Source organism: Agrococcus pavilionensis RW1, from assembly GCF_000400485.1.
GTDB lineage: Bacteria > Actinomycetota > Actinomycetes > Actinomycetales > Microbacteriaceae > Agrococcus > Agrococcus pavilionensis.
In genome coordinates, this window is sequence record NZ_ASHR01000004.1 from 127,462 (window position 1) to 154,354 (window position 26,893).

Sequence of the window (26,893 nt, forward strand, 5' to 3'; positions counted from 1 at the left end):
GTCAGTCGCGGACCGTCGGGATCGCCTGCGTCTTGAGCGACGGCACGCGCCAGTCGAGCAGCTCGCTCGCGATGCGCAGCGCGCAGACGACGAGCGCGATGCCCGTGAGCACGGCCCAGTGCCCCCAGCCCATCCACTCGGCGGTCGCCGCGGCGCTCGAGCCGAGCAGCGCCGGCAGCAGGTAGAGCCGCGAGTCGCGCCGGAACACGGCGGGGATGTCGTTCGCGAGGGCGTCGCGCAGGATGCCGCCGCCGATGCCCGTCAGCATGCCGACGAACGCCGCGCCGACCGGGTCGACGCCGTGGTGGACGGCCTTCGTCGCGCCCGCGACGACGAAGATGCCGAGGCCGATCGCGTCGAAGATGAGCACGGGCCGGTCGAGCTTGTCCATCCACCGGTGCAGCAGGAAGACGGCGAGCGCGCCGAGCAGCGCGGCGCCGATCATCCACCACTCGCGCAGCACCGCGACGGGAGTCGCGCCGATCAGCAGGTCGCGCAGCATGCCGCCGCCGGTGGCGGTGACGACCGCGAGCCCCGCCATGCCGACGAGGTCCATGCGCTTCTGCACCGCGAGCAGCGCGCCGGAGATCGCGAACGCGACGATGCCGATCGCGTTGAGCGCGCCGCCGACCGCCGACAGCCAGCCGACCGGCTCATCGAGCATGCGGACCTCCCTCGCGACCTGCCGTCAGGCTAGGCCAGGCCGATGAGGTCGAGGTACTCGGGGCTCCAGAGGTCCTCCGTGCCGTCGGGCATGATGAGCACTCGCTCGGGGTCGAGCGCCTCGACCGCTCCCTCGTCGTGGCTCACGAGGATGACGGCGCCCTCGTAGGCGCTGAGCGCGCCGAGGATCTCCTCGCGGCTCGCGGGGTCGAGGTTGTTCGTCGGCTCGTCGAGCAGCAGCAGGTTGGCGCTCGAGACCACGAGCATCGCGAGCGACAGGCGGGTCTTCTCTCCGCCCGAGAGCACGCGAGCGGGCTTGTCGGCGTCGTCGCCCGTGAACAGGAACGAGCCGAGCACGCGGCGCGCCTCGGTCGAGGTGATGTCGGGCGACGCCGAGAGCATGTTCTGCAGCACGGAGCGCTCGACGTCCAGCGTCTCGTGCTCCTGTGCGTAGTAGCCGACGCGCAGGCCGTGGCCGCGCTCGATCTCGCCCGTGTCGCTCTCGGAGACGCCCGCCAGGATCCGCAGCAGCGTCGTCTTGCCCGCGCCGTTGAGGCCGAGGATGACAACCCGCGAGCCGCGGTCCACGGCGAGGTCGACGGCGGTGAAGATCTCGAGCGAGCCGTACGACTTCGACAGGTCGCGCGCCATGATGGGCGTCTTCCCCACCGGGGCCGGCTTCGGGAAGCGCAGCTTCGCCACCCTGTCGACCGCGCGCTCCTCCTCGAGCCCGGAGCGCATCCGCTCGGCCCGCCGCGCCATCTGCTTGGCCGCGACGGCCTTCGTCGCCTTCGCGCCCATCTTCGCCGCCTGCAGCTCGAGCTGGCTCGCCTGCTTCTCGACGTTCGCTCGCTCGCGCTTGCGGCGCTCGGCGTCGGCTTCGCGCTGCCGCAGGTAGAGCTTCCACGACATGTTGTAGATGTCGATGACCTGGCGGTTCGCGTCGAGGTAGAAGACGCGGTTGACGGTCTCCTCGACGAGCTCGACGTCGTGGCTGATGACCATGAGGCCGCCGGAGTAGCCCTTGAGGAACTCGCGGAGCCACACGACCGAGTCGGCGTCGAGGTGGTTCGTGGGCTCGTCGAGCAGCATCGTGTCGGCGCCCGAGAAGAGGATGCGCGCGAGCTCGATGCGGCGGCGCTGGCCGCCCGAGAGCGTCTCGAGCGGCTGGTCGAGGATGCGGTCGGGCAGCTGCAGGTTCGAGGCGATCGCGGCGCCCTCGGCTTCGGCCGCGTAGCCGCCGAGCGCGAGGAAGCGGTCCTCGAGGCGGCCGTAGCGGCGCATCGCCTCGTCGGCGACCGCGCCGCCCTCGCCCATCTGCTCGGTCGCGACGCGCATGCCCTCGACGAGCTCGCCGAGGCCGCGGGCGTCGAGGATGCGTCGGCGCGCGGTCTGCTTCGGGTCGCCCGAGCGCGGGTCCTGCGGCAGGTAGCCGATCTCGCCCGAGCGCTCGATGCGGCCCGAGAAGGTGTGGCCGTCGCGGTCGTCGCTCACGCCCGCGAGCACCTTCGTCATGGTGGTCTTGCCGGCGCCGTTGCGGCCCACGAGGCCGATCTTGTCGCCCGCGTCGATGCGGAACGAGACGTCGCTCATGAGGGTGCGGGGGCCCACCGAGAGCTCGAAGCCTGACACGGCGATCATGCGCGCGGGAGCCTCTCTGGATGGGGGGATGGTGGTCGGCCCGACGAGCGGACCAGCCCACCAGCCTACCAGCGGCCGGCGGCCGGCCTCAGCGCCAGGGGCGCGCGAGCTCCCCGATGAGGTCGGTGAGCGCCGCCTGCAGCAGCGGGCCGAAGCTGACGCGGCGCGCGCCGCCCTCGCGAGTCGCCGCGAGGTCGCCGAAGATCGATCCGCGCACGGGGTGCGCGGTCACGTTGACGGGCAGCGAGACGCGCTCGAGGATCGCGCCGATCGCCGCCCTGCTCGGCGGCACGACCGGGTAGAGGCTGCGCGCGCCGGCCTGCTCCATGAGCTCGCAGCGCGCGATCGCCTCCTCGAGCGGGTCGCGACCGTGCAGGTGGGGGCGAGCGAACGCATCCGTGCGCGCGTTGATGACGACCTCGACGCCCGCCGCGTCAGCGGCAGCGCGGAGGCCCGCGATGTAGTCGGCGTGCTCCTGCGGCTCGCGCATGCGGCCCTCGGCGTGCACGGTGTCCTCGACGTTGAGGCCGACCGCGCCGGCCTCGAGCAGCCGCTCGATGAGCTCGGCGGGCGCCGCGCCGTAGCCCGACTCCATGTCGGCGCTCACGGGGACGTCGACGGATGCGGTGATGCGCGTGATGCCCTCGAGCGCGTCGTCGAGGCTCATGCCCTCGTTGTCGCCCTGCCCGCGCGACTCGGCGAGCGGGTGGCTGCCGACCGTGAGCGCCTCGAAGCCGGCGTCGACGAGCGTGCGCGCGGACCACGCGTCCCATGCGGTCGGGAGCACGACGAAGTCGTCGTGCATCGTCAGGAGGGCGGTGGCCTTGCCGGCGAGATCGCTCATGCCGGGATCCTACGAGCAGCGGCCCTACAGTGGCTCCATGACCGCTGTCGCACTCCCGCTCCCCCGCCGCACCGTGCTCGCCGACGCGCTCGTCGGGCACCGCTCGCTCATCAAGGACGTCCTGCTCGTCGCCGCCGGCATCACCGTCGTCGCGGCGCTCGCGCAGGTCGAGATCCCGATGTGGCCCGTGCCCGTCACGGGGCAGACGCTCGGCGTCATGCTCGTCGCCGCGTCGCTCGGCTTCCGCCGGGGCGTCGCCGCGATGGTCGGCTACCTCGCGCTCGGCGTCGCCGGCGCACCGATCTTCGCGGGCTTCACGGGCGGCCTGCTCGCGGTCGGCAAGCCGAGCTTCGGCTTCGTGATCGGCTTCATCGCGACCGCCGCGGTCGTGGGCTGGCTCGCCGAGCGCCGCTGGGACCGCCGCCCGCTGCTCGCGATCGCGCTCTTCGGCCTCGCGAGCCTCATCCCCTTCGCCTTCGGCATCCCCTACATGGCCGCGGTGCTCGCCGCGATGGGCACGCCCGTCGGGATCGCCGGCGCGCTGCAGCTCGGCTTCGTGCCGTTCATCGTGGGCGGCCTCGTGAAGTGGGCGCTCGCCGCGGCGATCATGCCCGCCGCGTGGGCCGGCGCGCGCCGCGTCGACCGCTCGATCGACTGAGGGCGCCCGCCCCGCGTCGACGCCGCGGCGTCAGCGGTCGGCGCGCTCGACCCGCGGATCCGGCAGCAGCACCTCGACCGAGGGCTTCCGGCGGGCCCGCGCCCACACGACGAAGCCCCACACGGTGAACCCGCCGTAGAAGGCGTACATCGCCGCGGTCGCCCAGTAGCCGGCCGAGAGCAGCAGCGGCACGCCGACGAGGTCGACGAGCACCCAGATGAGCCAGAACTCCGTCCAGCCGCGTGCCATCCCGTAGGTCGCGAGCAGAGAGCCGACGAAGGTCCAGGCGTCGGCCCACACGGGCTCGTAGGAGCCGAGCGCCGCGAAGAGCGGCGTGAGGGCGACCGTGCCGACGACGAGCACGACGGCGAGTCCCGTGCGCTGCCGCCACGTGGCCCAGCGCGGCACGATCTGCCCGTCGGCGGCGCGCGCCTGCCGCCAGCGCACCCAGCCGTAGACCGCGACCGCGATGAACATCACCTGCCGGCCGGCCTGGCCGAGCAGCGTCGGCAGCGTGTGGGCCGGGTCGAGGATCGCGCCGAGGAAGACCGTGAGCAGCAGCACGTTGCCGACGATGCCCACGGGCCATGCCCAGACGCGCCGCAGCATGCCGCCCACCGCGCTCGCGAGCCCGAAGGCGTTGCCCACGACCTCGCGCAGCAGCAGCTCCTGCCCTCCGCCGACGGGGATGGTCGCGCCGTAGATCGCGGCGAGCCAGTCGAGGTCCATCCCACCAGCGTAGGTCCGCGCGAGGCTCGCGCAGCGCGTAGCGTTGCAGGCATGACCGACACGCAGACCGCGCCCGCCACCGACGACGAGGGCGATCGCGCGACCTTCGCCGCACTGGGCCTGCCGCCCGAGATCCTGCGCGCCCTCGACGACGTCGGCTACGAGACGCCCTCCGCGATCCAGGCCGAGACGATCCCGCTCCTGCTCGAGGGCCGCGACATCATCGGCCTCGCCCAGACGGGCACGGGCAAGACGGCCGCGTTCGCGCTGCCGGTGCTCTCGGCGATCGACGTCGCGCGGCGCGAGCCGCAGGCGCTCGTGCTCACCCCGACGCGCGAGCTCGCGGTGCAGGTGTGCGAGGCGTTCGAGCGCTACGCGGCGCATCTCGGCGGCGTGCACGTGCTGCCGATCTACGGCGGCCAGGGCTACGGCGTGCAGCTCTCCGCGCTCCGCCGCGGGGTGCACGTGGTCGTCGGCACCCCGGGCCGCATCATGGACCACCTCGCGAAGGGCACCCTCGACCTCTCGGGCCTCACCCATGTCGTGCTCGACGAGGCCGACGAGATGCTCCGGATGGGCTTCGCCGAGGACGTGGACGAGATCCTCCAGCAGACGCCCGCGGAGAAGCAGGTGGCGCTCTTCTCGGCGACGATGCCGCGGCAGATCCGGGCGATCTCGCAGCAGCACCTCCGCGAGCCCGCCGAGGTCACGGTGCGCGCGAGCACGACGACGGCCCCCAGCATCACGCAGCGAGCGCTCATGGTCTCGTACCAGCAGAAGCTCGAGGCGCTCACGCGCGTGCTCGAGGTCGAGCCGTTCGAGGCGGCGATCGTCTTCACGCGCACGCGCAACGAGACCGAGACGGTCGCGGAGCGACTGCGCGCGCGTGGCTACGCGGCGACCGCCATCTCGGGCGACGTGGCCCAGCCGCAGCGCGAGAAGACGATCGAGCAGCTCCGCTCGGGCGACCTCGACGTGCTCGTCGCGACCGACGTCGCCGCGCGCGGCCTCGACGTCGAGCGCATCAGCCACGTCATCAACTACGACCTGCCGATCGACACCGAGTCGTACGTGCACCGGATCGGCCGCACCGGCCGCGCGGGACGCACGGGCGACGCGATCAGCTTCGTCACGCCGCGCGAGCGGCGGATGCTGAGCGCGATCGAGAAGGCGACGCGCGGCACGGTCGAGATCATGCCGATGCCGAGCGCGGGCGAGGTGAACGCCACGCGCCTCACGCGCTTCGACGACGCCATCACCGCCGCCCTCGGCGAGACGGAGCGCATCGAGCGCTTCCGCGAGATCATCGCCCACTACGTGGCGCACCACGACGCGCAGCAGGAGGACGTCGCCGCCGCGCTCGCCGTCGTCGCGCAGGGCGAGACGCCGCTGCTGCTCGACGCGGAGGCGGACCGCGCGCTCCAGGCACCCAAGGAGCGCGCCCGCGACCGCGATCGCGACGCGGGTGGGGACCGTCCCGAGCGCGGCTCCCGCCGCGGCCCGTCGGACGCGACGACCTACCGGCTCGCCGTCGGGAGCAAGCGCGGCGTGGAGCCGCGGCAGATCGTCGGCGCGCTCGCGAACGAGGGCGGCCTCGGCCGCGACGACTTCGGGCGCATCACGATCCGCTACGACTTCACGCTCGTCGAGCTGCCGGAGCTCTCCCCCGGCCAGCTCGAGCGGCTCTCGCAGACGCGCATCCTCGGCGTGCCGATCGACATCCGCGTCGACACCGGCCGCCGCGAGCGCGACGAGCGCGGTCCGCGTCGCGACCGCGACGATCGGGCGCCCCGCCGGGAGCGCGACGAGCGGACGCCGCGCAAGCCGCGCCACGGGCGGGATCGGTGATCGGAGAGGCCACCGCCGACCCCTCGCCCCGCAGGCGGGCGAGCCTCGAGGTGCTGCGCGCCGAGGCTGCGGACGAGCGCTCGGTGCTCGTCGAGGAGCGCTTGCGCGCCGGTGAGGACCCGTGGGAGTTCATGTCGCAGCTGCCGAGCGTCGACGAGATCGTCGTGCTGCTCCTGCGTTCTGAGCGGATCCTCCCGCCGCACGCTGTGCGCCCCGATCACGAGGTGAGCGACCGAGTGCTCCGGCGCATCGTCGACGACTACCCGCAGCTCGCGCCGACGGTCTGGTCGATGCTCGAGCCGGCCGAGCCGGAGCGGGCGTGGACTCCGCGCGTGCGGCGCGACGCCGCCTGACCGCCCCTCCGGAGGATTCTTCAACCGGATAGCCGCTCGGGCGCGACACATATCGGCTCGCCCTACCGGCTATCCGGTTGAAGACCGCTCAACTGCCCGGAGCGAGACGGAGGGGACGACCGTCGTGGTCGTCCCCTTCGTGCTGCTGCTCGCTGGCGCTCGGATGTGAAGCCGAGCTCGCTCGCTCGCGCTCGCGACGGCGCTAGGCCGGACGGTCCACTGGACCGTCCGGGTCCTGCTGCCTCGGCCTCCGGCCGACCTCAGCGGGAGCTAGATCGTGAAACCTAGCGCCCTCATCATCTCGCGGCCGTCCTCCGTGATGCGCTCCGGGCCCCACGGCGGCATCCACACCCAGTTGATGCGGAACTGCTCGACGATGCCGTCGAGCTTCTCGGCGATCTCCGACTCGATGACGTCGGTGAGCGGGCAGCCCGCCGACGTGAGGGTCATCGAGATGACGAGCGCGTCCTGCTCGTCGTCCCACGCGAGGTCGTAGACGAGGCCCAGGTCGACGATGTTGACGTCGAGCTCGGGGTCGACGACGTCCTTGAGCGCGTCGGTGACCGCGTCGAACTTCGCCGCGTCGATCTCGACGAGTGCCATCAGACGCCAGCCTTGAGGTAGCGGTCGTAGCCCTCCTCCTCGAGCCGGTCGGCGAGCTCGCGGCCGCCCTGCTCGGCGATCCGGCCGTTCACGAACACGTGCACGTGGTCGGGCTGGATGTAGCGGAGGATGCGCGTGTAGTGCGTGATGAGGAGCACGCCGAGGCCCGTCTCGCCCTTGATGCGGTTGACGCCCTCGGAGACGATGCGCAGCGCGTCGACGTCGAGGCCCGAGTCGGTCTCGTCGAGCACGGCGAAGCGCGGGCGGAGGAGCTCCATCTGGAGGATCTCGTGGCGCTTCTTCTCGCCGCCCGAGAAGCCCTCGTTGACGTTGCGCTCGCCGAACGACGGGTCCATGCGCAGCTTCTCCATGGCGCCGCGCACGTCGCCGATCCACTCGCGCACGCGCGGGGCCTCGCCGGAGATGGCGGTCTTCGCGGTGCGGAGGAAGTTCGAGACGGTCACGCCGGGGATCTCGACCGGGTACTGCATCGCGAGGAACAGGCCCGCGCGAGCGCGCTCGTCGACGCTCATCTCGAGCACGTCCTCGCCGTCGAGCGTGATGGAGCCGCCGTCGACGGTGTAGCGGGGGTGGCCCGCGAGCGTGTACGCGAGGGTCGACTTGCCGGAGCCGTTCGGCCCCATGATCGCGTGGATCTCGTCGGAGTTGATGGTGAGATCGACTCCGCGGAGGATCTCCTTGCTGCCCTGCTCGGTCTCGATCGAGACACGCAGGTCCTTGATGTCCAGGACGCTCATCGCGCTTCCTTCCTTCGCGGCTGCCGCCGCGCTACAGCTTCACGGGATTCTGGACGTCGACGAGCACGTCGTCGCCGTCGATGGTCACGGGGAAGACCGGCACCGGCTCATAGGCGGGCAGGTTCTTCGGCTTGCCGGTGCGCAGCTCGAACTGCGAGCCGTGCGCCCAGCACTCGATGGCGTCGTCCTCGACGAAGCCCTCGGAGAGCGAGATCTCGCCGTGCGTGCAGGTGTCGCCGATCGCGTGGATGTCGCCGGCGGAGTCCTTCACGATCGCGATCGCGACGCCGTCGAGCTCGACGCGCACGGCCGAGCTCACGGCGACGTCGCCGACGCCGCATGCCCGCTGGGCGGTCATGCCCCCGCCTTCGAGGCGGGAGCGAGGCCGGCGCCGCGACGCAGCTCCTCCTCGATCGCCTCGGCGAGCCGCTCCTCGATCTCGGGCACGCCGATCTTCTGCACGATCTCCATGAGGAAGCCGATCACGACGAGGCGGCGGGCCTCCTCCTCCTCGATGCCGCGCGACTGCAGGTAGAACAGCTGCTCGTCGTCGAAGCGACCGGTCGCCGAGGCGTGCCCGGCACCGGCGATGTCGCCGGTCTTGATCTCGAGGTTCGGGATGCTGTCGGCGCGCGCGCCGTCGGTCAGCACGAGGTTCTGGTTCTTCTCGTAGCTGTCGGTGCCGGTCGCGTCCTGCCCGATGAGCACGTCGCCGATCCACACCGAGCGAGCGCCCTCGCCCTGCAGCGCGCCCTTGTAGAGCACGTCGCCGCGGGTCTCGACCCCCTCGTGGAACATGAAGACCTGGCTCTCGATGTGCTGGCCGCTGTCGGAGAACGACAGGCCGAACATCTCGCCCTCGGCGCGGTGGCCCGCGAGGCGCATCGACGGGTTGACCCGCACGACACCGCCGCCGAAGGAGACGACCATGTGCTTGAGGTAGGCGCCGTCGCCGACGACCGCCTGGTGGGCCGAGGCGTGCACCGCGTCGTCCTGCCAGTCCTGCACCGAGACGAGCGTCAGCCGCGCGCCCTCGCGCACGATGATCTCGAGGTTCTGCGCGTAGCGCGCCGAGCCCGAGTGGTGCAGCACGATCGTGCCCACCGAGCCGGGCATCGCCTCGACGACGATGTGCGCGTTCCCGTGGCGGTCGGCGCCCGTGCCGTGGAGGCGTGCGATGACGGGCTGCTCCTGCACCTGCCCCTCCGGGAGGCGGATGTGCAGGGCGTTCTGGCAGCGCTTCCACGCGATCGCGCTCACGACGTCCTCGGGGCGGAAGACCTCGCCGCGCGGGGCGGCGTCGTGGCCCGTCGACTCGACGAGCAGGCCGGCCGCCTCGAGCTCGGCGAGGCCGTACTCGATCGCGGGCTCGGCACCGGTCTCGGTCTCCTCGTCGACGAGCAGCGGCGCGAGCCGCTTCAGGTCGGAGAGGCGCCAGTTGACCTCGCGGCCGGTCGGCGTGCCGAAGTCGGCCGGGTCGAACGACGTCGGCCGCTCCGAGCGGGTCTGGATCGGGACGAAGCGGTCCTCCGTCGCGAGGTGTGCGGGGGTGGTCTCGGTCGCGGTCATGTCAGCCGACGGATCCTTCCATGCTCATCTCGATGAGCTTGTTGAGCTCGAGCGCGTACTCCATCGGCAGCTCGCGCGAGATGGGCTCGATGAAGCCGCGCACGATCATCGCCATCGCCTCGGTCTCCTCGAGGCCGCGCGACATCAGGTAGAACAGCTGCTCCTCGCTCACCTTCGACACCGTCGCCTCGTGGCCGAGCACGACGTCGTCGACGCGGATGTCGATGGCCGGGTAGGTGTCGGAGCGGGAGATGGTGTCGACGAGCAGGGCGTCGCACACGACGCTGTTCGCGGAGTGGTGGGCGTTCGCGTCGACCCGCACCTCGCCGCGGTAGCCGGAGCGGCCGCCGCCTCGAGCGATCGACTTCGAGACGATCGACGACGTCGTGTACGGCGCCATGTGGATCATCTTCGCGCCCGCGTCCTGGTGCTGGCCGGGGCCGGCGAACGCGACCGAGAGGGTCTCGCCCTTCGCGCGCTCCCCCACGAGGTAGATCGAGGGGTACTTCATCGTCACCTTGGAGCCGATGTTGCCGTCGATCCACTCCATCGTCGCGCCCTCCTCGGCGATGGCGCGCTTCGTCACGAGGTTGTAGACGTTGTTCGACCAGTTCTGGATCGTCGTGTAGCGCACGCGGGCGTTCTTCTTCACGATGATCTCGACGACCGCCGAGTGCAGCGAGTCGCTCGAGTAGATCGGCGCCGTGCAGCCCTCGATGTAGTGCACGTACGAGCCCTCGTCGGCGATGATGAGCGTGCGCTCGAACTGGCCCATGTTCTCCGTGTTGATGCGGAAGTAGGCCTGCAGGGGGATCTCGACGTGCACGCCCTTCGGGACGTAGACGAACGAGCCGCCCGACCACACCGCGGTGTTGAGCGCGGCGAACTTGTTGTCGCCCGTCGGGATCACGGTGCCGAAGTACTCCTCGAAGAACTCCGGGTGCTCCTTGAGCGCCGTGTCGGTGTCCATGAAGATGACGCCCTGCCGCTCCAAGTCCTCCTGGATCTGGTGGTAGACGACCTCCGACTCGTACTGCGCCGCGACGCCGGCGACGAGCCGCGCGCGCTCGGCCTCGGGGATGCCGAGCCGGTCGTAGGTGTTGCGGATCTCCTCGGGGAGGTCCTCCCACGTCTGCGCCTGGCGCTCGGTCGAGCGCACGAAGTACTTGATGTTGTCGAAGTCGATGCCCGAGATGTCGGCACCCCACGTCGGCATCGGCTTGCGCTCGAAGAGCTGCAGGCCCTTGAGCCGGCGCTCGAGCATCCACTCGGACTCGTTCTTGAGCGCGGAGATCTCGCGCACGACTTGCTCGTTCAGACCACGCTTCGCCGTGGCTCCAGCCTCGTCGGAGTCGTGCCAGCCGAACTCGTACTGACCCAGGCTCTCGAGCTCGGGCCGGTCGATCAGGACATCGGACATCGCTCCCCCTTCCATCCACGGATTGCAACCCAGCGGTGCTCCTCGGCATTCCGCGCGACTCGCGAACCGCCGCGGTCGGCCATACTTGAAGGGCCGTCGCACACGCCTCGCCGAAGACCGGCGCAGGGGTTCGGAGCCGATGGGCTCCCCACGATCCTACCGCGAACGGCATGAGAGGTGCACTGTGCTGGAGCGCTCACGCGGCCTGATGGCCGCGGCCTGGGCCACCCTGGTCTCGCAGATCGTCATCGTCGGCACGGGTGGTGCCGTGCGCCTGACGGGATCGGGGCTCGGATGCACGACCTGGCCCAACTGCGAACCGGAGTCGTTCGTGCCCGTGCCCGAGCAGGGCATCCACGGGGTCATCGAGTTCACGAACCGGGTCTGGGGCGCGGTCGTCGTCGCCATCGCCGTCGTCATGCTCGTGATGGCGATCCGGCGCCGGGCCGGCCGCACGATCGCCTGGCTCGCCGGGCTCGTGCTCGGCCTCAGCATCGCGCAAGCGCTCATCGGCGCCGTCGTGGTGTGGATGGAGCTGCGGCCCGACACGGTCGGCGTGCACTTCTTCCTCTCGGTCATCCTCGTCGCCCTGTCGGCAGTGCTGGTCTGGAAGGTCGTCGTCGGCCCGTCCGGCCCGCGCGTCGCGCCCCGCTGGCAGTCGGCGCTCGTGCACGCGATGACGCTCGCGCTCGTCGTGGTCGTCGTCGTGGGGGTGCTCACGACCGGCTCCGGCCCGCACGCGGGCGACGGCGGCGCCGCTCGGAACGGCCTCGATCCCGCGGTGATGCAGCACGTGCACGCGTGGCCGGGCTACGCGCTGCTCGCCCTCACCGTCGCGGTCGTCGCCGTCGCGTGGCGGCGCGGGCCGCGGCTGCACCTGCGCTGGTCGCTCGCCCTGCTCGGCGTCATCCTCGTGCAGGTCGTGGTCGGCATCGTCCAGTCGCGGCTCGGCCTGCCGATCATGCTCGTCGGCATCCACATGGTGCTCTCCGTCGTCTCCGCCGCGATCGGCGCCGCGGTCGTGCTCTCGCTGCGGCCGCCGCAGCCGACCGACGCGCGGGCGGCGCGCGAGGACGCGACCGCGGCCGTGCGCGCATGACCGACCGGCCGGTCGACGGGGCGCTCGGCGAGGTCGCGCACGGCGCGAGGCTCGGGGTGCTCGACATCGGCTCGAACACCGTGCACCTGCTGCTCGTCGACATGCGCCTCGGCGGCCGGCCCGTGCCGACGCGCTCGCACCGGCTGACGCTCCGGCTCATGCGCTACCTCGACGAGGACGGCGCGATCACCGACGAGGGCGTCGCCGCGCTGCTCGCCGCGATCCGCGAGTGCGTCGCGATCGCCCGCAGCGAGCCGCTCGACGACTTCGTGGTGATGGCGACGAGCGCGCTGCGCGAAGCGGCGAACGGCGAGGAGGTCGTCGCGCGCATCGAGCGCGAGGCCGAGGTGCGGCTCGACATCCTCTCCGGCCCGGATGAGGCGCGGCTCACGTTCCTCGCGGTGCGCCGCTGGTTCGGCTGGGCGGCCGGCCGCATCCTGCTGCTCGACATCGGCGGCGGCTCGCTCGAGATCGCGATGGGCGACGACGAGGAGCCCGCGATCGCGCTCTCGGTGCCGCTCGGCGCGGGCCGGTCGACGGTCGGCTTCTTCCGCTCCGACCCGCCGTCGCTCGCCGACCAGCGGGCGCTGCGCATGTACGCGAAGGCCGTGCTCGACGACGCCGTCGCGCAGGTGCAGCCGTTCGGCCGCCCCGACCACGTCATCGGCTCGTCGAAGACGATCCGCTCGCTCGCCCGGCTCGCGGGCAACGCGCTCCCCGGCATCGGCGACGGCGACCGGGCGGTGCTGACGCGCCGGCAGCTCGACGACTGGGTGCCGCGCATCGCGCGCATGGACGCGGCGTCGCGCACGGCGCTGCCGGGCATCACGAGCGACCGCACCTTCCAGATCGTCGCGGGCGGCATCGTGCTGTCGGAGGCGATGCGCGCGTTCCGGGTCAAGGAGCTCGACGTGAGCCCCTGGGCGCTCCGCGAGGGCCGCCTGCTGCAGATGCTCGACCGCGTCTGACCCTCAGCGGGTCGCGATCGAGACGACGGCGCCGATGAAGGCCGGCGCCGCCGCGATCGTCGCCGCGCCCAGCAGCACGCGGCCGATCAGCACGCCGCGCCTCGAGCGCCGCGCGGCGAGGAGCGCGGGCAGGGCGCGCGGCAGCGCCGTGTCGTGCAGCAGCGCGAGGAGCGCGAACACCGCGACCGAGAGCCAACCGGGGCCGAGCAGGTCGAAGTCGACGTTGTCGGCGCGGAGCGGGTCGACGAACGGCGAGCCGACGACGAGCAGCACGAGGCCGAACGCGGGGCCGGCGAGCCGACCGCGCGGGAGCCACGGCGCCGCGAGCAGGTAGAGGGTGGCGGAGACGAGCGCGATCGGCAGCGCGCCGAACGTCGCGTACGCGAGGGTGCCCTCGAGCGTGATGTCGCCCACCCTCGCCTGCCCCTCGGTGAACCCCGGTCGCGACACCCGCGATCGTGAGGATCGCCGCCCACCGGGCGTCGTGCGCCAGCGCCGCTCGCCGCGGGCGCTCGGCGTCGCGGCGCGGCGGCGCGGGCTCGACGAGCGGCTCGCCGCTCAACGCGGCGGCGATCGCGGCGCCCGCGGCGAGCAGGGCGCCGCACACGACGATCAGCAGCATGCCACCTCCGCTCGGCTCGGAGGGACTGAGCAGAACCTGCTGCGCCGCGAGGCGCTCGGGTCAGAAGGGCAGCAGCGGGTCGACGCCGACCGCGAGGAAGATGAGCGTCAGGTAGGTGTTGGATGCGTGGAAGACGCGCATGGCGCGCAGCTCCCGCTCGCCCTTGATCGCGCGCTGGTAGAGGCCGTGCGACTCCCCCACGAACCACGCACCCGCTACGACCGCGACGCCCGTGTAGAGCCAGCCCATCCCACCCACCGGGATGAGCAGGAGTGTGCACGCGAGCGACGCCCACGCGTAGAGGATGACCTGGATGCCGACCATCGGCCGGCCGCGCACGACCGCGAGCATCGGCACGTCGGCCGCCTCGTAGTCGTCGCGGTACTTCATCGACAGCGGCCAGTAGTGCGCGGGCGTCCAGAGGAAGACGAGCGTGAACAGGATCCACGCCGGCCAGTCGAGCGAGCCCGTCACGCCGGCCCAGCCGATCACGACCGGGAAGCAGCCGGCGATGCCGCCCCAGACGATGTTCTGCTCGGTCCGGCGCTTGAGCAGCATCGTGTAGATCAGCACGTAGAAGCCGATCGCGGCGACCGAGAGCGCGGCGGCGAGCCAGGTCGCGAAGAGGCCGAGCACGAGCGTCGAGACGACCGCGAGCGTCCACGCGAAGACGCGCGCCTCGCGCACCGAGAGCGTGCCGGTGACGAGCGGGCGGTGCTGCGTGCGGTGCATGACGCGGTCGATGTCGCGATCGAGGATCATGTTGAACGCGTTGGCGCTGCCCGCGCTCAGGAAGCCGCCGACGAGCGTCGCGACGAGGGCGCCGAGCGGCGGCACGCCGCCCGCGGCGAGGAACATCGTCGGCAGCGCCGTCACGAGCAGCAGCTCGATGACGCGCGGCTTCGTCAGCGCGACGTAGGCGCCCGCCTTGACCTTCAGGGTCGCCCGCCGGGGAGCCTCCGGCGCCGCGGGGGCCGAGACGCCTGACGAGGTCGCGTTCGACATGCAGCGGGGTCCTGTTCGAGTGATCGGAGCGGGCGATGGCCAACCGCCATCCTATCTGACTCGCGGCGTCACCTCGGGGGATCGCCCGGGACGCGCATGCGCTCGCTCACTATGCTGAGGAGGACGCCCACCGCCCGCATCGCCGCGGCTCCGCGCCGCCGGAAGAAGGAGCCGCTTTGGCATTCGAATGGACCACTGACGACCAGCGCGCCGTCGACACCGCCCGCCTGCTGGCGGCCGACGCCGTCGAGAAGGTCGGCAACGGCCACCCCGGCACGGCGATGAGCCTCGCGCCGGTCGCGCACCTGCTGTACCAGCACGTCATGGAGCGGGACCCGGCCGACGACCGCTGGCTCGGTCGCGACCGCTTCATCCTCTCGGTGGGCCACTCCTCCCTCACGCAGTACGTGCAGCTCTACCTCACGGGCTCGGGGCTCGAGAAGAGCGACCTCGAGGCGCTCCGCACGTGGGGCTCGCTCACGCCCGGGCACCCGGAGTACCGGCACACGAAGGGCGTCGAGATCACGACCGGCCCGCTCGGCCAGGGCCTCGCCTCGGCGGTCGGCTTCGCCTACGCGCAGCGCTTCGAGCGCGAGCTGCTCGACCCCGAGACGCCCGACGGCGAGAGCCCCTTCGACCACTACACCTACGTCATCGCCGGCGACGGCGACCTGCAGGAGGGCGTGACGAGCGAGGCGGGCTCGCTCGCGGGCCACCAGCAGCTCGGGCGCCTCATCGCGATCTACGACTCGAACGCGATCTCGATCGAGGACGACGTCGACATCGCCTTCAGCGAGGACGTGCGGGCCCGCTACGAGGCCTACGGCTGGCAGGTGCTCGAGGTCGCCTGGCGGCAGGGCGACGCGCCGATCGCGGAGGACTACGTCGAGGACGTCGAGGCGCTGCACGCCGCGATCGAGGAGGCGAAGGCCGAGACCGCGAAGCCCTCGCTCATCATCCTCAAGACGATCATCGGCTGGCCCGCGCCGACGAAGCAGGGCACGGGCAAGGCGCACGGCGCGAAGCTCGGCGCGGAGGAGATCGCCGCGGTCAAGGAGGTGCTCGGATTCGACCCCGAGCGCTCCTTCCACGTCGACGACGAGGTGCTCGAGTACACGCGCCAGCACGCGGCGCAGCGCGCCGAGCACGCGCGCGACGCGTGGCAGCGCCGCTTCGACCTGTGGGCGAGCGCCAACCCCGAGCGCAAGGCGCTGCTCGACCGGCTCCTCGCCGGCACGCTCCCGGAGGGCGTCGAGGATGCGCTCCCGACGTTCGAGGCGGGCACCGAGGTCTCGACCCGCGCCGCGTCGGGCAAGGTGCTCAACGCGCTCGCCGACGTGCTGCCCGAGCTGTGGGGCGGCTCCGCCGACCTCGCCGAGTCGAACAACACGACGCTCGAGGGCAAGGGATCGTTCGCGCCCGCCGAGCGGTCGACGACGTCGTGGCCCGAGGCCTCGCCGCGCGGCCGCACGATGCACTTCGGCATCCGCGAGCACGCGATGGCGGCGATCCTCAACGGGATCGCGCTCCACGGCCCGACGCGCGCGTACGGCGGCACGTTCCTGATCTTCAGCGACTACCAGCGCCCTGCGCTGCGGCTCGCCGCGCTCATGGGCGTGCACCCCATCCACGTCTGGACGCACGACTCCGTCGCGCTCGGCGAGGACGGACCGACCCACCAGCCGATCGAGCAGCTCGCGACGCTCCGCGCGATCCCGGGCTTCGAGATCGTGCGCCCCTCCGACGCGAACGAGACGGCGTGGGCGTGGAAGACGATCCTCGAGCGGCGCGACCAGCCGGTCGGCATCGCCCTCACGCGCCAGAACATCCCCGTGCTCGAGCGCGGCGACGGCGACGCGACCGAGGAGGTGCTTGCGCACGCCTCGAACGTCGCGAAGGGCGCGTACGTGCTCGTGGAGGCGGCGGGCGGCTCCCCCGACGTCATCCTCATCGCGACGGGCTCCGAGGTGCAGCTCGCGCTCCAGGCGCGCGAGCAGCTGCAGGCCGACGGCGTCGCCGCGCGCGTCGTCGCGGCGCCCTCGCTCGAGTGGTTCGCCGAGCAGCCCGCCGAGTACCGCGAGTCGGTGCTGCCCGCCGCGGTGCGCGCGCGCGTCTCGGTCGAGGCCGGCTCGCCGCTGTCGTGGCACCCGATCGTCGGCGACGCCGGCCGCTCGGTCGCGATCGACCACTTCGGCGCGAGCGCCGACTGGAAGACCCTGTTCCGCGAGTTCGGGATCACGGCGGAGGCCGTGGTCGAGGCCGCTCGCGCATCCATCGAAGCGGCCCGCTGAGCGGGCCGGCAGGAGGCAAGGACATGAACGAGAACACCCGGGCGCTCTCCGAGGCGGGCGTCAGCATCTGGCTCGACGACCTCTCCCGGGAGCGCATCGACAGCGGCACCCTCGCAGCGCTCATCACCGAGCGCGACGTCGTCGGCGTCACGACCAACCCGACGATCTTCGCGAACGCGATCGCGAAGGGCGAGTCGTACGAGGCGGCGATCCACGAGCTCGCGGCCGACGGCGCGAGCGTCGACGAGGTCATCACGGCGCTCACGACGCGCGACGTCGCCGACGCGTGCGACCTCTTCGCCGACCTCTACGCATCCACCGACGGCTTCGACGGGCGCGTGTCGATCGAGGTCGACCCGGGCCACGCGCGCGACACCGAGGCCACCGTCGCGCAGGCCGCCGAGCTGCACCGCCTCGTCGACCGCGAGAACGTGCTCATCAAGATCCCCGCGACGCAGCAGGGCCTCGAGGCGATCGCGGCGACGATCGCGGCGGGCATCAGCGTCAACGTCACGCTCATCTTCTCGCTCGAGCGCTACCGCGACGTCATCAACGCCTACCTGACCGGCCTCGAGCGCGCGCAGCAGGCGGGGCTCGACCTGTCGAAGATCCACTCCGTCGCGTCGTTCTTCGTCTCGCGCGTCGACAGCGAGATCGACAAGCGGCTCGACGCGATCGGCACCGAGGAGGCGCGCGCGCTCAAGGGCAAGGCCGGGCTCGCGAACGCGCACCTCGCCTACCGCGTGTGGCAGGAGTCGTTCGACTCGGAGCGCGCGAAGGCGCTGCTCGAGGCCGGCGCGAACACGCAACGGCCGCTGTGGGCGTCCACGGGCGTCAAGGACCCGTCGCTCCCCGACACGCTCTACGTCACCGAGCTCGTCGCGCCGCACACCGTCAACACGATGCCGGAGAAGACGCTCGAGGCGGTCGCCGACCACGGGCGCATCGAGGGCGACCGGGTCTCGGGCCGCGGGGACGAGGCGGATGCGGTGCTCGACGCGCTCGAGCGCCTCGGCGTCTCCTACACCGAGGTCGTCGAGCTGCTCGAGACCGAGGGCCTCGAGAAGTTCGACGCGTCGTGGGCCGAGCTCGTCGAGACCGTGCGCGGCCACCTCGAGCAGGCGGGAGCGGGAGCGTGACCTTCATCATCACGGCCTCCGGCGCGGCGCAGGAGGCGATCGAGCGGGTCGTGCCGCAGCTCGTCGTCGACGGCGTCGCGGGCCGGCTCGTCTCGGGCGACGCGACGCTGTGGGGCGAGGCCGCCGAGGCCGAGGCCTCCGTGCGGCTCGGCTGGGTCGACGCCGCGGCGTCGAGCGCCGGCCTCGTCGACGACATCGAGGCGCTGCGCAAGCAGCTGCGGCAGCGCGGCGTCGACCGCATCGCGCTCGCCGGCATGGGCGGCTCGTCGCTCGCGCCCGAGGTCATCACCCGCACCGCTGGCGTGCACCTCACGGTGCTCGACTCGACCGAGCCGGGCCAGGTGCGGCGCGCGCTGCGCGACGGCCTCGCGCGCACGGCGCTCGTCGTCTCGTCGAAGTCGGGCTCGACGCTCGAGACCGACAGCCAGCGGCGCGCGTTCGAGCAGGCCTACCGCGACGCGGGGATCGATCCCGTCGAGCGGATCATCGTCGTGACCGACCCGGGCTCGCCGCTCGACCAGGACGCGCGTCGCGCCGGCTACCGCGTGTTCAACGCCGACCCGAACGTCGGCGGGCGCTACTCGGCGCTCACCGCCTTCGGCATCGTGCCCTCGGGCCTCGCGGGCGTCGACGTGCGCTCGCTGCTCGACGAGGCGATCGCGGCGCTGCCCGAGATCAGCGAGGACGCCGACGACAACCCGGGGCTCCGCCTCGCCGCGGCGATCGCCGGCACGCGACCGCTCCGCGACAAGCTCGCGATCGTCGCCGACGGCACCCACATCGTCGGGCTCGGCGACTGGGCCGAGCAGCTCATCGCCGAGTCGACGGGCAAGGACGGCGTCGGCATCCTGCCGGTCGTGCTCGAGAAGGACGCGCCCGAGCTCTCCGCGGGCCTCGCCGACGTGCAGGTCGTGCGCCTCGTCGGCTCCGCGCGCGAGGCGCAGCACGTCGAGCCCGGCGAGATCGAGGTGGCCGGCACGCTCGGCGCGCAGCTGCTCGTCTGGGAGTTCGCGACCGCCGTCGCGGGCAGGCTGCTCGGCATCAACCCGTTCGACCAGCCCGACGTCGAGTCGGCGAAGGTCGCCGCGCGCGGCCTGCTCGACGCGCTCGAGCCGCCGGCGGCGGCCGAGCACGTCGACGCGGGGATCGAGCTGCGCGGCACCGCCGGTGTCGTGCACGACTCGGTCGAGGCATCCGTCGACGCCCTGCTCGCCCAGCTCACGGGCGAGGGCTACCTCGCGATCCACGCCTACCTCGACCGCATCGGGCAGCCGCGCTTCGAGCGCCTGCGCGCGGCGTTCGCGGCGCGCACGGGCCGGCCGGTGACGTTCGGCTGGGGCCCGCGCTTCCTGCACTCGACCGGGCAGTACCACAAGGGCGGCACGCCCAACGGGGTGTTCCTGCAGCTGCTCGGGCAGCCGCACGAGGACCTCGAGATCCCCGGCCGCCCGTTCACCTTCGGGCAGCTGCTGCAGGCGCAGGCCTCGGGCGACGCGAGCGTGCTCGCCGAGCACGGCCGGCCCGTGCTGACCCTCACGCTCGACGACCTCGACGAGGGGCTCGACCGGCTCCTCGCCGCCGCTCGCCGATGACCGTCGCGACGGCCGACGCCGTCACGATCGCGGCGGGCCGGAACCCGCTGCGCGACCCGTCCGACCAGCGCCTCACGCGCATCCCCGGTCCGAACGCCATGACGTTCTTCGGCGTCACGGGCGACCTCGCGCGGAAGAAGCTGCTGCCGGCGGTCTACGACCTCGCCAACCGCGGCCTGCTGCCGCCGGGATTCGGCCTCGTGGGCTTCGGCCGTCGCGACTGGGACGACGAGGGCTTCGCGCGCATGGTGCGCGAGTCGGTGCAGCAGCACGCCCGCACCGCCTTCCGCGAGTCGGTGTGGCGGCAGCTCGCCGAGGGCATCCGCTTCGTGCAGGGCGACTTCGACGACGACGCGGCGTTCGACCGGCTCGCCGAGGTGCTCGCCGAGCTCGATCGCACGCGCGGCACGATGGGCAACCACGCCTTCTACCTCTCCATCCCGCCGAACGCGTTCCCGCTCGTGACGCAGCAGCTCAAGCGCTCCGGGCTCGCGGAGGCCGAGGGCGACCGCTGGCGGCGCGTCGTGATCGAGAAGCCGTTCGGGCACGACCTCGCGTCGGCGCGCGAGCTCAACCAGGTCGTCGAGTCGGTGTTCCCCGCCGACAGCGTCTTCCGCATCGACCACTACCTCGGCAAGGAGACGGTGCAGAACATCCTCGCGCTGCGCTTCGCGAACGCGCTGTGGGAGCCGATCTGGAACGCCAACCACATCGACCACGTGCAGATCACGATGGCGGAGGACATCGGCGTCGGCGGCCGGGCCGGCTACTACGACGGCATCGGCGCGGCGCGCGACGTCATCCAGAACCACCTGCTGCAGCTCTTCGCGCTCACCGCGATGGAGGAGCCGGTCTCGTTCGACGCCGCCGACCTGCGGGTCGAGAAGGAGAAGGTGCTGCGCGCGGCGCGGGTGCCGCTCCCGCTCGAGCACTCGAGCGCTCGCGGGCAGTACGACGCCGGCTGGCACGGCGGCACGCTCGTGAAGGGCTTCCTCGAGGAGGACGGCATGCGGCCCGACTCCGCGACCGAGACCTACGCCGCGATCAAGCTCGAGGTCGACACGCGCCGCTGGTCGGGCGTGCCGTTCTACCTCCGGGCCGGCAAGCGCCTGGGCCGCCGCGTCACCGAGATCGCGATCGTCTTCAAGCGGGCCTCGCAGTACCTCTTCGAGGAGTCGGACATCCGCACGATGAGCGAGAACGCGCTCGTCATCCGCGTGCAGCCCGACGAGGGCGTCTCGATGCGCTTCGGCTCGAAGGTGCCGGGGCCCGGGATGCACGTGCGCGACGTGACGATGGACTTCGGCTACGGCCACGCCTTCACCGAGGAGAGCCCCGAGGCGTACGAGCGCCTCATCCTCGACGTGCTGCTCGGCGACCCGCCGCTCTTCCCGCGGCACGAGGAGGTCGAGCTCTCCTGGAGGATCCTCGACCCGATCGAGGAGCACTGGGAGGCGCAGGGCGGCCCGGTCGACCAGTACGAGCCGGGCTCGTGGGGACCGCGGAGCGCGCACGAGCTGCTCGCCCGCGACGGACGGCACTGGAGGCGACCGTGATCATCCGACTCTCCCGCACGACGACCGCCGAGGTGCAGCGGCGGATGCTCGAGATCCGCGAGGAGGGCGGCGTCGTCGCCCTCGGCCGCGTGCTCACGCTCGTCATCCACACGCAGATCGGCGGCGAGGAGGAGGCGATCCGCGCCGCCAACCAGGCCTCGCGCGAGCACCCGATGCGCGTCATCGTCGTCTCCCGCAACCCCGACCACGTGAACGCCGACGAGGAGCCGCGGCTCGACGCCGAGCTGCGCGTCGGCGCCGACGCGGGCGCGAGCGAGGTCGTGCTGCTGCAGTGCTACGGCGAGCTCGGCTCGCACCTGCTCGGCATCGTGCAGGGGCTGCTGCTGCCCGACGCCCCCGTCGTCGCGTGGTGGCCGAGCTTCATGCCCGAGACGCCCTCGGCGTCGCAGCTCGGGCAGATCTCGCAGCGCCGCATCACCGACTCGGGCAAGCAGGCAGACCCGCACGCGGCGATCCTCACGCTCGCGGGCTGCTACCGGCCCGGCGACACCGACCTCGCGTGGACCCGGCTGACGAACTGGCGCGCCCACCTCGCGGCGCTCCTCGACCAGCCGCCGTTCGAGCCGGTGCACGGCGGGGTCGTCTCGGGCGACCTCGGCAACCCGAGCGTGCACCTCATGGCGGCGTGGCTGCAGCTGCGGCTGCGGGTGCCGATCGAGAAGGTCGAGGCCGGCGATACGCCGACCGGCTCGAGCGGCCTGCACGCCGTCGAGCTGCACCGCTCGAGCGGAGAGTCGTCGCTCACGCGCGTGCGCGACTCCGTCGGCATCCTGCGCCAGCCCGGGCAGCCCGAGCACCACGTCGCGCTGTCGACGCGCGGGCTCGAGGACCAGCTCGCGGAGGAGCTGCGCAAGCTCGCGCCCGACGACATGTACCGCCAGGTGCTCGCCTCGACGCTCGAGGAGGCGGCATGAAGCCCGTCGTGCACGAGGACCGCGCAGGGCTCGTCGCGGCCGTCGCCGACTCGCTCGAGTCGCTCATCGCCGAGCTCGTCGAGCGGCAGGGCCGCGCGACGATCGCCCTCACGGGCGGATCGGTCGGCACGGAGCTGCTCGGGGCCCTCGCCGAGCGACCGGTCGACTGGGCGCGCGTGACGCTCACGTGGAGCGACGAGCGCTTCGTCGAGGCCGGCTCGAGCGAGCGCAACGCGACGCAGGCGCGCGCGGCGCTCATCGACCGGATCGCGATCCCGGGCGGTCAGGTGCGCGAGCTGCCCGCGGCCGACGGCCGCTCGCTCGACGGAGCGGCCGAGGCGGCGACAGCGATGCTGCGCGAGCTCGGCCCGATCGACCTCACGCTGCTCGGCATGGGGCCCGACGCGCACGTCGCCTCGCTCTTCCCCGGACTGCCCGGGGTGTACGCCGCGGGGTCGGCTGTGATCGCGGTGCGCGACTCCCCCAAGCCCCCGCCCGAGCGCTTGAGCTTCACGCTCGACGCGATCAACGCATCCGACCGGGTGTGGCTCGTCGTCGCCGGTGCGGACAAGGCGGATGCCGTGGCTCGTGTGCTCGGCGGTGCCGACGTCGCCGAGGCGCCCGCGGTGGGCGTCGCGGGGCGGCGCGAGACGCTCATGCACCTCGACGCCGAGGCGGCGTCGCAGCTGTAGCGCAGCCACCGAGTGGCGCCTGCGGGCGCCACTCAGATGCGGGAGGCGCCACTCAGATGCGGGAGGCGCTCACGTGCGGGAGGCGCCACTCGGCGCAGACGGGCGCGGAGACGCGAGAGCGGCCGCCCTGCCTGAGCAGGACGGCCGCTGGATCGCTGTGCGTGCTCGGCGTCAGCCGCGGCCCTCGGCGGAGCGCAGCTTCTGCAGCGCCTCCTCGAGCAGCTCCGCCGCCTCCTCGGGCGTGCGGCGCTCCTTCACGTACGCGAGGTGCGTCTTGTACGGCTCGTTCTTGGCGACCTGCGGCGGGTTGTCCTTGTCGCGGCCTGCCGGGAGCCCGGTCGACGGCGAGTCGATGACCTCGGGGATCTCGTCCTCGGGCAGGTCGGCCGCGAAGTAGCGGACCGTCTCGTTGCCCATCGCGTCCCAGTAGGAGACCGCCACGCGCTCGGCGTGGAAGCCCCGGTCCTGCTCGCCCATGGGGCCCGCGCCGACGCGCGAGCCGCGGATCGCACTGCCTCCGGAAGCCATCAGATCCCCGCGAACTTGGTGATGAGGCCGAGCACGACGATGGATGCGACCCACGTCAGGCTGACGGCGACGGTGATGGTGTTGAGGTTGCGCTCCGCCACGCCCGACGAGCCGAGCGACGAGCCGACGCCGCCCCCGAACATGTCGGACAGGCCGCCGCCGCGGCCCTTGTGCAGCAGGATGAACAGCGTCAGCAGCACGGATGTGACGCCGAGGATCACCTGCATGATGATCTGGAGAATCTCCACTAGCCCTCTTTCCGGTTTCGTGGCTCGGGCGACGCCCGCCCACGAGAAGTCCAACGAGCATCCTACCGCAGGGATTCCCGCGGCGGTCGGCCGACGCGTCGGCGTCAGGTGCCGACGTGGTGCTGGAAGCGCGCGATCGCCGCGAACTCCGCCGCGTCGAGGCTCGCGCCGCCCACGAGCGCGCCGTCGACGTCGGGCTCGCGCATGAAGCCGGCGATGTTGCCCGACTTCACGCTGCCGCCGTAGAGGATGCGCGTGCTCGCGGCCGCCTCGTCGCCTCGCACCTCGGCGATCGTCTGCCGCAGCGCGTGCGCGACCTGCTGCGCCTGCTCGGCAGTCGCAGCCTTGCCGGAGCCGATCGCCCAGACCGGCTCGTACGCGACGACGATCTCGCCCGCGGCCGGCAGCTCGGCGAGCGCCTCGCGCAGCTGCTGGACCGGCACCGCCGAGGCGCCGTGCTGCTCGAGGTCAGCCTCGGTCTCGCCGACGCAGATGATCGGCGTCACGCCGTGGCGCACGGCCGCCGCGGCCTTGCGGCCCACGAGCGCGGAGCTCTCGCCGTGATCCTGCCGGCGCTCGGAGTGCCCGACGATGGCGTAGGAGCACTCGAGCTTCGCGAGCATGGATGCGGCGACCTCGCCCGTGTGCGCACCCGAGTCGTGCTCGGAGACGTCCTGGGCGCCGAAGCGCAGCTCGAACTTCTCCGCCGACACGAGCGTCTGCACGCTGCGCAGGTCGGTGAACGGCGGGAAGACGGCGACCTCGACGGCCGCGTGGTCGTGCCGCGCGTCCTGCAGGGTCCACGCGAGCTTCTGCACGAGCGCGATCGCCTGCAGGTGATCGTTGTGCAGCTTCCAGTTGCCAGCGATGAGCGGCGTGCGGTTCACCATCCGAGGACCTCCAGTCCGGGCAGTCGGGATCCCTCGAGGAACTCGAGGCTCGCGCCGCCACCTGTGGAGATGTGGCCGAACGCGTCGTCGTCGAAGCCGAGCTGCCGCACGGCGGCGGCGGAGTCGCCGCCGCCGACGACCGCGAGGCCGTCGGTCTCGGTGAGCGCCTGCGCGACCGCCTTCGTGCCGGCCGCGAACGCATCCATCTCGAACACGCCCATCGGCCCGTTCCAGAAGACGGTGCGCGAGCCGCGGATGGCCTCGGCGAACGCCGCCGCCGTCTCGGGGCCGATGTCGAGGCCGATGCCGGCGCCGCCGAAGCGCGACGACTCGATGGCGTCGGCCGCGACGGTCTCGTGCTCGGCGTCGGCGGCGAAGCGCTCGGCGACGACCACGTCGGTCGGCAGCAGCAGCTCGACGCCCCGCTGCTCGGCGTCGGCGATGTAGCCGCGCACGCGCTCGACCTGGTCCTCCTCGAGGAGGCTCGACGCGACGCCGAGCCCCTTCGCGGCGAGGAAGGTGAAGAGCATGCCGCCGCCGATGAGCAGGCGGTCGACGCGCGGCAGCAGGTGCTCGATGACGCCGAGCTTGTCGCTCACCTTCGAGCCGCCGAGCACGACCGCGTACGGCCGCTCGGGCGACTCGGTGAGGCGCGAGAGCACCTCGAGCTCGCGCTGCACGAGCAGGCCCGCGGCGCTCGGGAGCGCCTGGGCCACCTCGAACACGCTCGCCTGCTCGCGGTGCACGACGCCGAAGCCGTCCGAGATGAAGGCGTCGGCGCCCGCGGCGAGCTCCGCCGCGAAGGTCGCCCGCTCGGTCGCGTCCTTGCTCGTCTCGCGCGGGTCGAAGCGCAGGTTCTCGAGCAGCGCGAGCTGCCCGTCCTCGAGCCCGATGCGCACGCGCTGCGCGTCCTCCCCCACCGTGTCGGCGGCGAAGGCGACCTCCGCGTCGAGCAGCTCGCCGAGCCGCTCCGCGACGGGCGCGAGCGAGTACTGCGGGTCGGGCTCGCCCTTCGGCCGGCCGAGGTGCGACATCGCCACCACCTTCGCGCCCTGCTCGAGCAGGGCGCGAAGGGTGGGCAGCGACGCGACGATGCGGCCCTCGTCGGCGATCCGGCCGTCCGCGAGCGGCACGTTGAAGTCGCACCGGATGAGGACGGTCCTGCCGGCGAGGTCGCCGAGCGAGTCGAGCGTGCGCAGGGTCATCAGAGCTGCGAGCCCACGTGCTCGGCGAGGTCGACGAGGCGGCAGGAGTAGCCCCACTCGTTGTCGTACCACGCGGAGATCTTGACCTGGTCGCCCATCACGCGCGTGAGGCCGGAGTCGAAGATCGACGAGAACGAGTTGCCGATGATGTCGGCCGACACGATCGGGTCCTCGGTGTACTGCAGGTAGCCCTTGAGCGGGCCCGACTCGGCGGCCGCGCGGTAGGCGGCGTTGATCTCGTCGACCGTGAGCCCGTCGCGCGTCGTGACCGTGAGGTCGGTGATCGAGCCGGTGGGCGTCGGCACGCGCAGCGCGTAGCCGTCGAGGATGCCCTTGAGCTCGGGGATGACGAGGCCGATCGCCTTCGCCGCGCCCGTGCTCGTCGGGATGATCGAGAGCGCCGCCGCGCGCGCCCGGCGGAGGTCCTTGTGCGGCCCGTCCTGCAGGTTCTGGTCGGCGGTGTAGGCGTGCACGGTCGTCATGAGCCCGCGCTCGATGCCGAACGACTCGTGGAAGACCTTCGCGAGCGGGGCGAGGCAGTTCGTCGTGCACGAGGCGTTCGAGATGACGTGGTCGGTCTCGGGGTTGTAGTCCTCGTGGTTGATGCCCATCACGAACGTCGGGGCGGGGCCCTTCGCGGGCGCGGAGAGGATGACCTTCTTCGCGCCGGCGGCGATGTGGGCGGATGCGTCCTCGACCTTCGTGAAGCGGCCGGTCGACTCGATGACGACGTCGATGTCGAGCTCGCCCCACGGGAGCTTCGACGGGTCCTTCTCCTCGAGCACGCGCAGCTGGTCGTCGCCGACCGTGATCGTGCCCTCGTCGAAGGTGACGGTCGAGTCGATCGGTCCGGCGACCGAGTCGTACTTGAGGAGGTGGGCGAGGGTCTCGTTGTCGGTGAGATCGTTGACCGCGACGATGTCGATGTCAGCGCCCTGGGCAAGCGCTGCACGGACGAAGTTGCGGCCGATCCGGCCGAAGCCGTTGATGGCGACCTTCAGTGTCATGGGTTGGGGTTCCTGCCTGTCGGGTGGAGG

General features: G+C 72.3%; 27 protein-coding genes. 11 read left to right on the forward strand and 16 right to left on the reverse strand.

All coding sequences use genetic code 11. The features are described 5' to 3' along the window. Position 1 precedes the first annotated feature (1 nt). From L332_RS17110 to L332_RS17120, 3 genes are all read right to left on the reverse strand, one after another. The gene (locus L332_RS17110) at positions 2 to 664 is read right to left on the reverse strand and encodes a trimeric intracellular cation channel family protein (protein ID WP_021009453.1); all 663 of its coding nucleotides are present in this window, start codon (positions 662 to 664) and stop codon (positions 2 to 4) included. A gap of 29 nt (positions 665 to 693) precedes the next feature. Next, the gene (locus L332_RS17115) at positions 694 to 2,304 is read right to left on the reverse strand and encodes an ABC-F family ATP-binding cassette domain-containing protein (RefSeq protein WP_021009454.1); all 1,611 of its coding nucleotides are present in this window, start codon (positions 2,302 to 2,304) and stop codon (positions 694 to 696) included. Between the two features lie 88 nt (positions 2,305 to 2,392). After that, positions 2,393 to 3,148 (reverse strand): isocitrate lyase/PEP mutase family protein, encoded by a 756-nt coding sequence (locus L332_RS17120; RefSeq protein ID WP_021009455.1) that lies wholly within the window; start codon positions 3,146 to 3,148, stop codon positions 2,393 to 2,395. Positions 3,149 to 3,185: 37 nt separating this feature from the next. Between L332_RS17120 and L332_RS17125 the strand changes: the two genes are divergently transcribed. Continuing rightward, positions 3,186 to 3,806, forward strand: coding sequence for a biotin transporter BioY (locus tag L332_RS17125; protein WP_021009456.1), 621 nt, complete (start codon positions 3,186 to 3,188; stop codon positions 3,804 to 3,806). A 30-nt stretch (positions 3,807 to 3,836) separates the two neighbouring features. On the opposite strand, the gene pnuC is transcribed toward L332_RS17125, so the two are convergent. Further along, positions 3,837 to 4,535, reverse strand: coding sequence for a nicotinamide riboside transporter PnuC (gene pnuC, locus L332_RS17130; RefSeq protein ID WP_021009457.1), 699 nt, complete (start codon positions 4,533 to 4,535; stop codon positions 3,837 to 3,839). A gap of 51 nt (positions 4,536 to 4,586) precedes the next feature. On the opposite strand from pnuC, the gene L332_RS17135 reads away from it, so the two are divergent. Next, complete coding sequence (locus L332_RS17135) at positions 4,587 to 6,383, forward strand: DEAD/DEAH box helicase (protein WP_021009458.1); 1,797 nt, start codon at positions 4,587 to 4,589, stop codon at positions 6,381 to 6,383. Then, positions 6,380 to 6,736: a hypothetical protein gene (locus L332_RS17140; RefSeq protein ID WP_021009459.1), complete on the forward strand. Its 357-nt coding sequence runs from the start codon at positions 6,380 to 6,382 to the stop codon at positions 6,734 to 6,736. The genes L332_RS17135 and L332_RS17140 overlap by 4 nt, the downstream gene beginning before the upstream one ends. A 270-nt stretch (positions 6,737 to 7,006) precedes the next feature. Here L332_RS17140 and L332_RS17145 read toward each other — a convergent pair whose 3' ends face one another. Genes L332_RS17145 through sufB form a run of 5 tightly spaced genes read right to left on the reverse strand, consistent with a single transcriptional unit; the run spans position 7,007 to position 11,086 of the window. Beyond that, positions 7,007 to 7,339 (reverse strand): metal-sulfur cluster assembly factor, encoded by a 333-nt coding sequence (locus L332_RS17145; protein WP_021009460.1) that lies wholly within the window; start codon positions 7,337 to 7,339, stop codon positions 7,007 to 7,009. Then, positions 7,339 to 8,097: a Fe-S cluster assembly ATPase SufC gene (gene sufC / locus L332_RS17150; protein WP_021009461.1), complete on the reverse strand. Its 759-nt coding sequence runs from the start codon at positions 8,095 to 8,097 to the stop codon at positions 7,339 to 7,341. Before sufC ends, L332_RS17145 begins: the two co-directional genes overlap by 1 nt. 31 nt (positions 8,098 to 8,128) lie before the next feature. Beyond that, complete coding sequence (locus L332_RS17155; protein ID WP_021009462.1) at positions 8,129 to 8,455, reverse strand: non-heme iron oxygenase ferredoxin subunit; 327 nt, start codon at positions 8,453 to 8,455, stop codon at positions 8,129 to 8,131. Beyond that, positions 8,452 to 9,666, reverse strand: coding sequence for a Fe-S cluster assembly protein SufD (gene sufD / locus L332_RS17160; protein WP_021009463.1), 1,215 nt, complete (start codon positions 9,664 to 9,666; stop codon positions 8,452 to 8,454). The genes L332_RS17155 and sufD overlap by 4 nt, the downstream gene beginning before the upstream one ends. A 1-nt stretch (position 9,667) precedes the next feature. Then, positions 9,668 to 11,086, reverse strand: coding sequence for a Fe-S cluster assembly protein SufB (gene sufB / locus L332_RS17165; RefSeq protein ID WP_021009464.1), 1,419 nt, complete (start codon positions 11,084 to 11,086; stop codon positions 9,668 to 9,670). A gap of 208 nt (positions 11,087 to 11,294) precedes the next feature. On the opposite strand from sufB, the gene L332_RS17170 reads away from it, so the two are divergent. Both L332_RS17170 and L332_RS17175 read left to right on the forward strand, forming a co-directional pair. Then, positions 11,295 to 12,185 (forward strand): COX15/CtaA family protein, encoded by an 891-nt coding sequence (locus tag L332_RS17170; protein WP_021009465.1) that lies wholly within the window; start codon positions 11,295 to 11,297, stop codon positions 12,183 to 12,185. Continuing rightward, positions 12,182 to 13,153, forward strand: coding sequence for a Ppx/GppA phosphatase family protein (locus L332_RS17175; protein ID WP_021009466.1), 972 nt, complete (start codon positions 12,182 to 12,184; stop codon positions 13,151 to 13,153). The genes L332_RS17170 and L332_RS17175 overlap by 4 nt, the downstream gene beginning before the upstream one ends. A 3-nt stretch (positions 13,154 to 13,156) precedes the next feature. Here the strand turns inward: L332_RS17175 and L332_RS17180 are convergent, their stop codons facing one another. Beyond that, positions 13,157 to 13,603 (reverse strand): hypothetical protein, encoded by a 447-nt coding sequence (locus L332_RS17180; protein WP_021009467.1) that lies wholly within the window; start codon positions 13,601 to 13,603, stop codon positions 13,157 to 13,159. Between the two features lie 232 nt (positions 13,604 to 13,835). Continuing rightward, entirely contained in the window at positions 13,836 to 14,780 is a 945-nt protein-coding gene (locus tag L332_RS17185) for a heme o synthase (RefSeq protein ID WP_021009468.1), read from the reverse strand. Positions 14,781 to 14,956: 176 nt separating this feature from the next. Here L332_RS17185 and tkt point away from each other — a divergent pair, with 176 nt between their 5' ends. Genes tkt through pgl form a run of 6 tightly spaced genes read left to right on the forward strand, consistent with a single transcriptional unit; the run spans position 14,957 to position 22,985 of the window. Beyond that, entirely contained in the window at positions 14,957 to 17,071 is a 2,115-nt protein-coding gene (tkt, locus tag L332_RS17190; protein WP_021009469.1) for a transketolase, read from the forward strand. A gap of 23 nt (positions 17,072 to 17,094) precedes the next feature. Continuing rightward, positions 17,095 to 18,210 carry a transaldolase gene (gene tal, locus L332_RS17195; RefSeq protein WP_021009470.1) on the forward strand — a complete coding sequence of 372 codons (1,116 nt, stop codon included), beginning with the start codon at positions 17,095 to 17,097 and terminating at the stop codon, positions 18,208 to 18,210. After that, positions 18,207 to 19,802: a hypothetical protein gene (locus L332_RS17200; RefSeq protein WP_021009471.1), complete on the forward strand. Its 1,596-nt coding sequence runs from the start codon at positions 18,207 to 18,209 to the stop codon at positions 19,800 to 19,802. Before tal ends, L332_RS17200 begins: the two co-directional genes overlap by 4 nt. Next, positions 19,799 to 21,358 (forward strand): glucose-6-phosphate dehydrogenase, encoded by a 1,560-nt coding sequence (zwf, locus tag L332_RS17205; RefSeq protein WP_021009472.1) that lies wholly within the window; start codon positions 19,799 to 19,801, stop codon positions 21,356 to 21,358. The genes L332_RS17200 and zwf overlap by 4 nt, the downstream gene beginning before the upstream one ends. Continuing rightward, positions 21,355 to 22,293, forward strand: coding sequence for a glucose-6-phosphate dehydrogenase assembly protein OpcA (locus tag L332_RS17210; protein WP_021009473.1), 939 nt, complete (start codon positions 21,355 to 21,357; stop codon positions 22,291 to 22,293). Before zwf ends, L332_RS17210 begins: the two co-directional genes overlap by 4 nt. Then, positions 22,290 to 22,985: a 6-phosphogluconolactonase gene (gene pgl / locus L332_RS17215; protein WP_021009474.1), complete on the forward strand. Its 696-nt coding sequence runs from the start codon at positions 22,290 to 22,292 to the stop codon at positions 22,983 to 22,985. Before L332_RS17210 ends, pgl begins: the two co-directional genes overlap by 4 nt. 171 nt (positions 22,986 to 23,156) lie before the next feature. Here the strand turns inward: pgl and L332_RS17220 are convergent, their stop codons facing one another. The 5 genes from L332_RS17220 to gap all read right to left on the reverse strand — a co-directional run bounded on the left by L332_RS17220 (position 23,157) and on the right by gap (position 26,863). Then, positions 23,157 to 23,513, reverse strand: a complete 357-nt coding sequence (locus L332_RS17220) for an RNA polymerase-binding protein RbpA (RefSeq protein ID WP_031223206.1) — start codon at positions 23,511 to 23,513, stop codon at positions 23,157 to 23,159. After that, positions 23,513 to 23,761: a preprotein translocase subunit SecG gene (gene secG, locus L332_RS17225; RefSeq protein ID WP_021009476.1), complete on the reverse strand. Its 249-nt coding sequence runs from the start codon at positions 23,759 to 23,761 to the stop codon at positions 23,513 to 23,515. The genes L332_RS17220 and secG overlap by 1 nt, the downstream gene beginning before the upstream one ends. A gap of 104 nt (positions 23,762 to 23,865) precedes the next feature. Continuing rightward, positions 23,866 to 24,651, reverse strand: coding sequence for a triose-phosphate isomerase (tpiA, locus tag L332_RS17230; protein WP_021009477.1), 786 nt, complete (start codon positions 24,649 to 24,651; stop codon positions 23,866 to 23,868). Beyond that, positions 24,645 to 25,856, reverse strand: a complete 1,212-nt coding sequence (locus tag L332_RS17235; protein ID WP_021009478.1) for a phosphoglycerate kinase — start codon at positions 25,854 to 25,856, stop codon at positions 24,645 to 24,647. The genes tpiA and L332_RS17235 overlap by 7 nt, the downstream gene beginning before the upstream one ends. Then, on the reverse strand, positions 25,856 to 26,863 hold the full coding sequence (gene gap / locus L332_RS17240; RefSeq protein WP_021009479.1) for a type I glyceraldehyde-3-phosphate dehydrogenase: 1,008 nt from the start codon (positions 26,861 to 26,863) through the stop codon (positions 25,856 to 25,858). Before gap ends, L332_RS17235 begins: the two co-directional genes overlap by 1 nt. Between the last annotated feature and the right edge of the window lie 30 nt (positions 26,864 to 26,893).

Coding starts and splice junctions, on each gene's coding strand:
- L332_RS17110 (WP_021009453.1), bottom strand. CDS start 664: ATGCTCGATGAGCCGGTCGGCTGGCTGTCGGCGGTCGGCGGCGCGCTC.
- L332_RS17115 (WP_021009454.1), bottom strand. CDS start 2,304: ATGATCGCCGTGTCAGGCTTCGAGCTCTCGGTGGGCCCCCGCACCCTC.
- L332_RS17120 (WP_021009455.1), bottom strand. CDS start 3,148: ATGAGCGATCTCGCCGGCAAGGCCACCGCCCTCCTGACGATGCACGAC.
- L332_RS17125 (WP_021009456.1), top strand. CDS start 3,186: ATGACCGCTGTCGCACTCCCGCTCCCCCGCCGCACCGTGCTCGCCGAC.
- pnuC (WP_021009457.1), bottom strand. CDS start 4,535: ATGGACCTCGACTGGCTCGCCGCGATCTACGGCGCGACCATCCCCGTC.
- L332_RS17135 (WP_021009458.1), top strand. CDS start 4,587: ATGACCGACACGCAGACCGCGCCCGCCACCGACGACGAGGGCGATCGC.
- L332_RS17145 (WP_021009460.1), bottom strand. CDS start 7,339: ATGGCACTCGTCGAGATCGACGCGGCGAAGTTCGACGCGGTCACCGAC.
- sufC (WP_021009461.1), bottom strand. CDS start 8,097: ATGAGCGTCCTGGACATCAAGGACCTGCGTGTCTCGATCGAGACCGAG.
- L332_RS17155 (WP_021009462.1), bottom strand. CDS start 8,455: ATGACCGCCCAGCGGGCATGCGGCGTCGGCGACGTCGCCGTGAGCTCG.
- sufD (WP_021009463.1), bottom strand. CDS start 9,666: ATGACCGCGACCGAGACCACCCCCGCACACCTCGCGACGGAGGACCGC.
- sufB (WP_021009464.1), bottom strand. CDS start 11,086: ATGTCCGATGTCCTGATCGACCGGCCCGAGCTCGAGAGCCTGGGTCAG.
- L332_RS17170 (WP_021009465.1), top strand. CDS start 11,295: ATGGCCGCGGCCTGGGCCACCCTGGTCTCGCAGATCGTCATCGTCGGC.
- L332_RS17175 (WP_021009466.1), top strand. CDS start 12,182: ATGACCGACCGGCCGGTCGACGGGGCGCTCGGCGAGGTCGCGCACGGC.
- L332_RS17185 (WP_021009468.1), bottom strand. CDS start 14,780: ATGTCGAACGCGACCTCGTCAGGCGTCTCGGCCCCCGCGGCGCCGGAG.
- tal (WP_021009470.1), top strand. CDS start 17,095: ATGAACGAGAACACCCGGGCGCTCTCCGAGGCGGGCGTCAGCATCTGG.
- zwf (WP_021009472.1), top strand. CDS start 19,799: ATGACCGTCGCGACGGCCGACGCCGTCACGATCGCGGCGGGCCGGAAC.
- pgl (WP_021009474.1), top strand. CDS start 22,290: ATGAAGCCCGTCGTGCACGAGGACCGCGCAGGGCTCGTCGCGGCCGTC.
- L332_RS17220 (WP_031223206.1), bottom strand. CDS start 23,513: ATGGCTTCCGGAGGCAGTGCGATCCGCGGCTCGCGCGTCGGCGCGGGC.
- tpiA (WP_021009477.1), bottom strand. CDS start 24,651: ATGGTGAACCGCACGCCGCTCATCGCTGGCAACTGGAAGCTGCACAAC.
- L332_RS17235 (WP_021009478.1), bottom strand. CDS start 25,856: ATGACCCTGCGCACGCTCGACTCGCTCGGCGACCTCGCCGGCAGGACC.
- gap (WP_021009479.1), bottom strand. CDS start 26,863: ATGACACTGAAGGTCGCCATCAACGGCTTCGGCCGGATCGGCCGCAAC.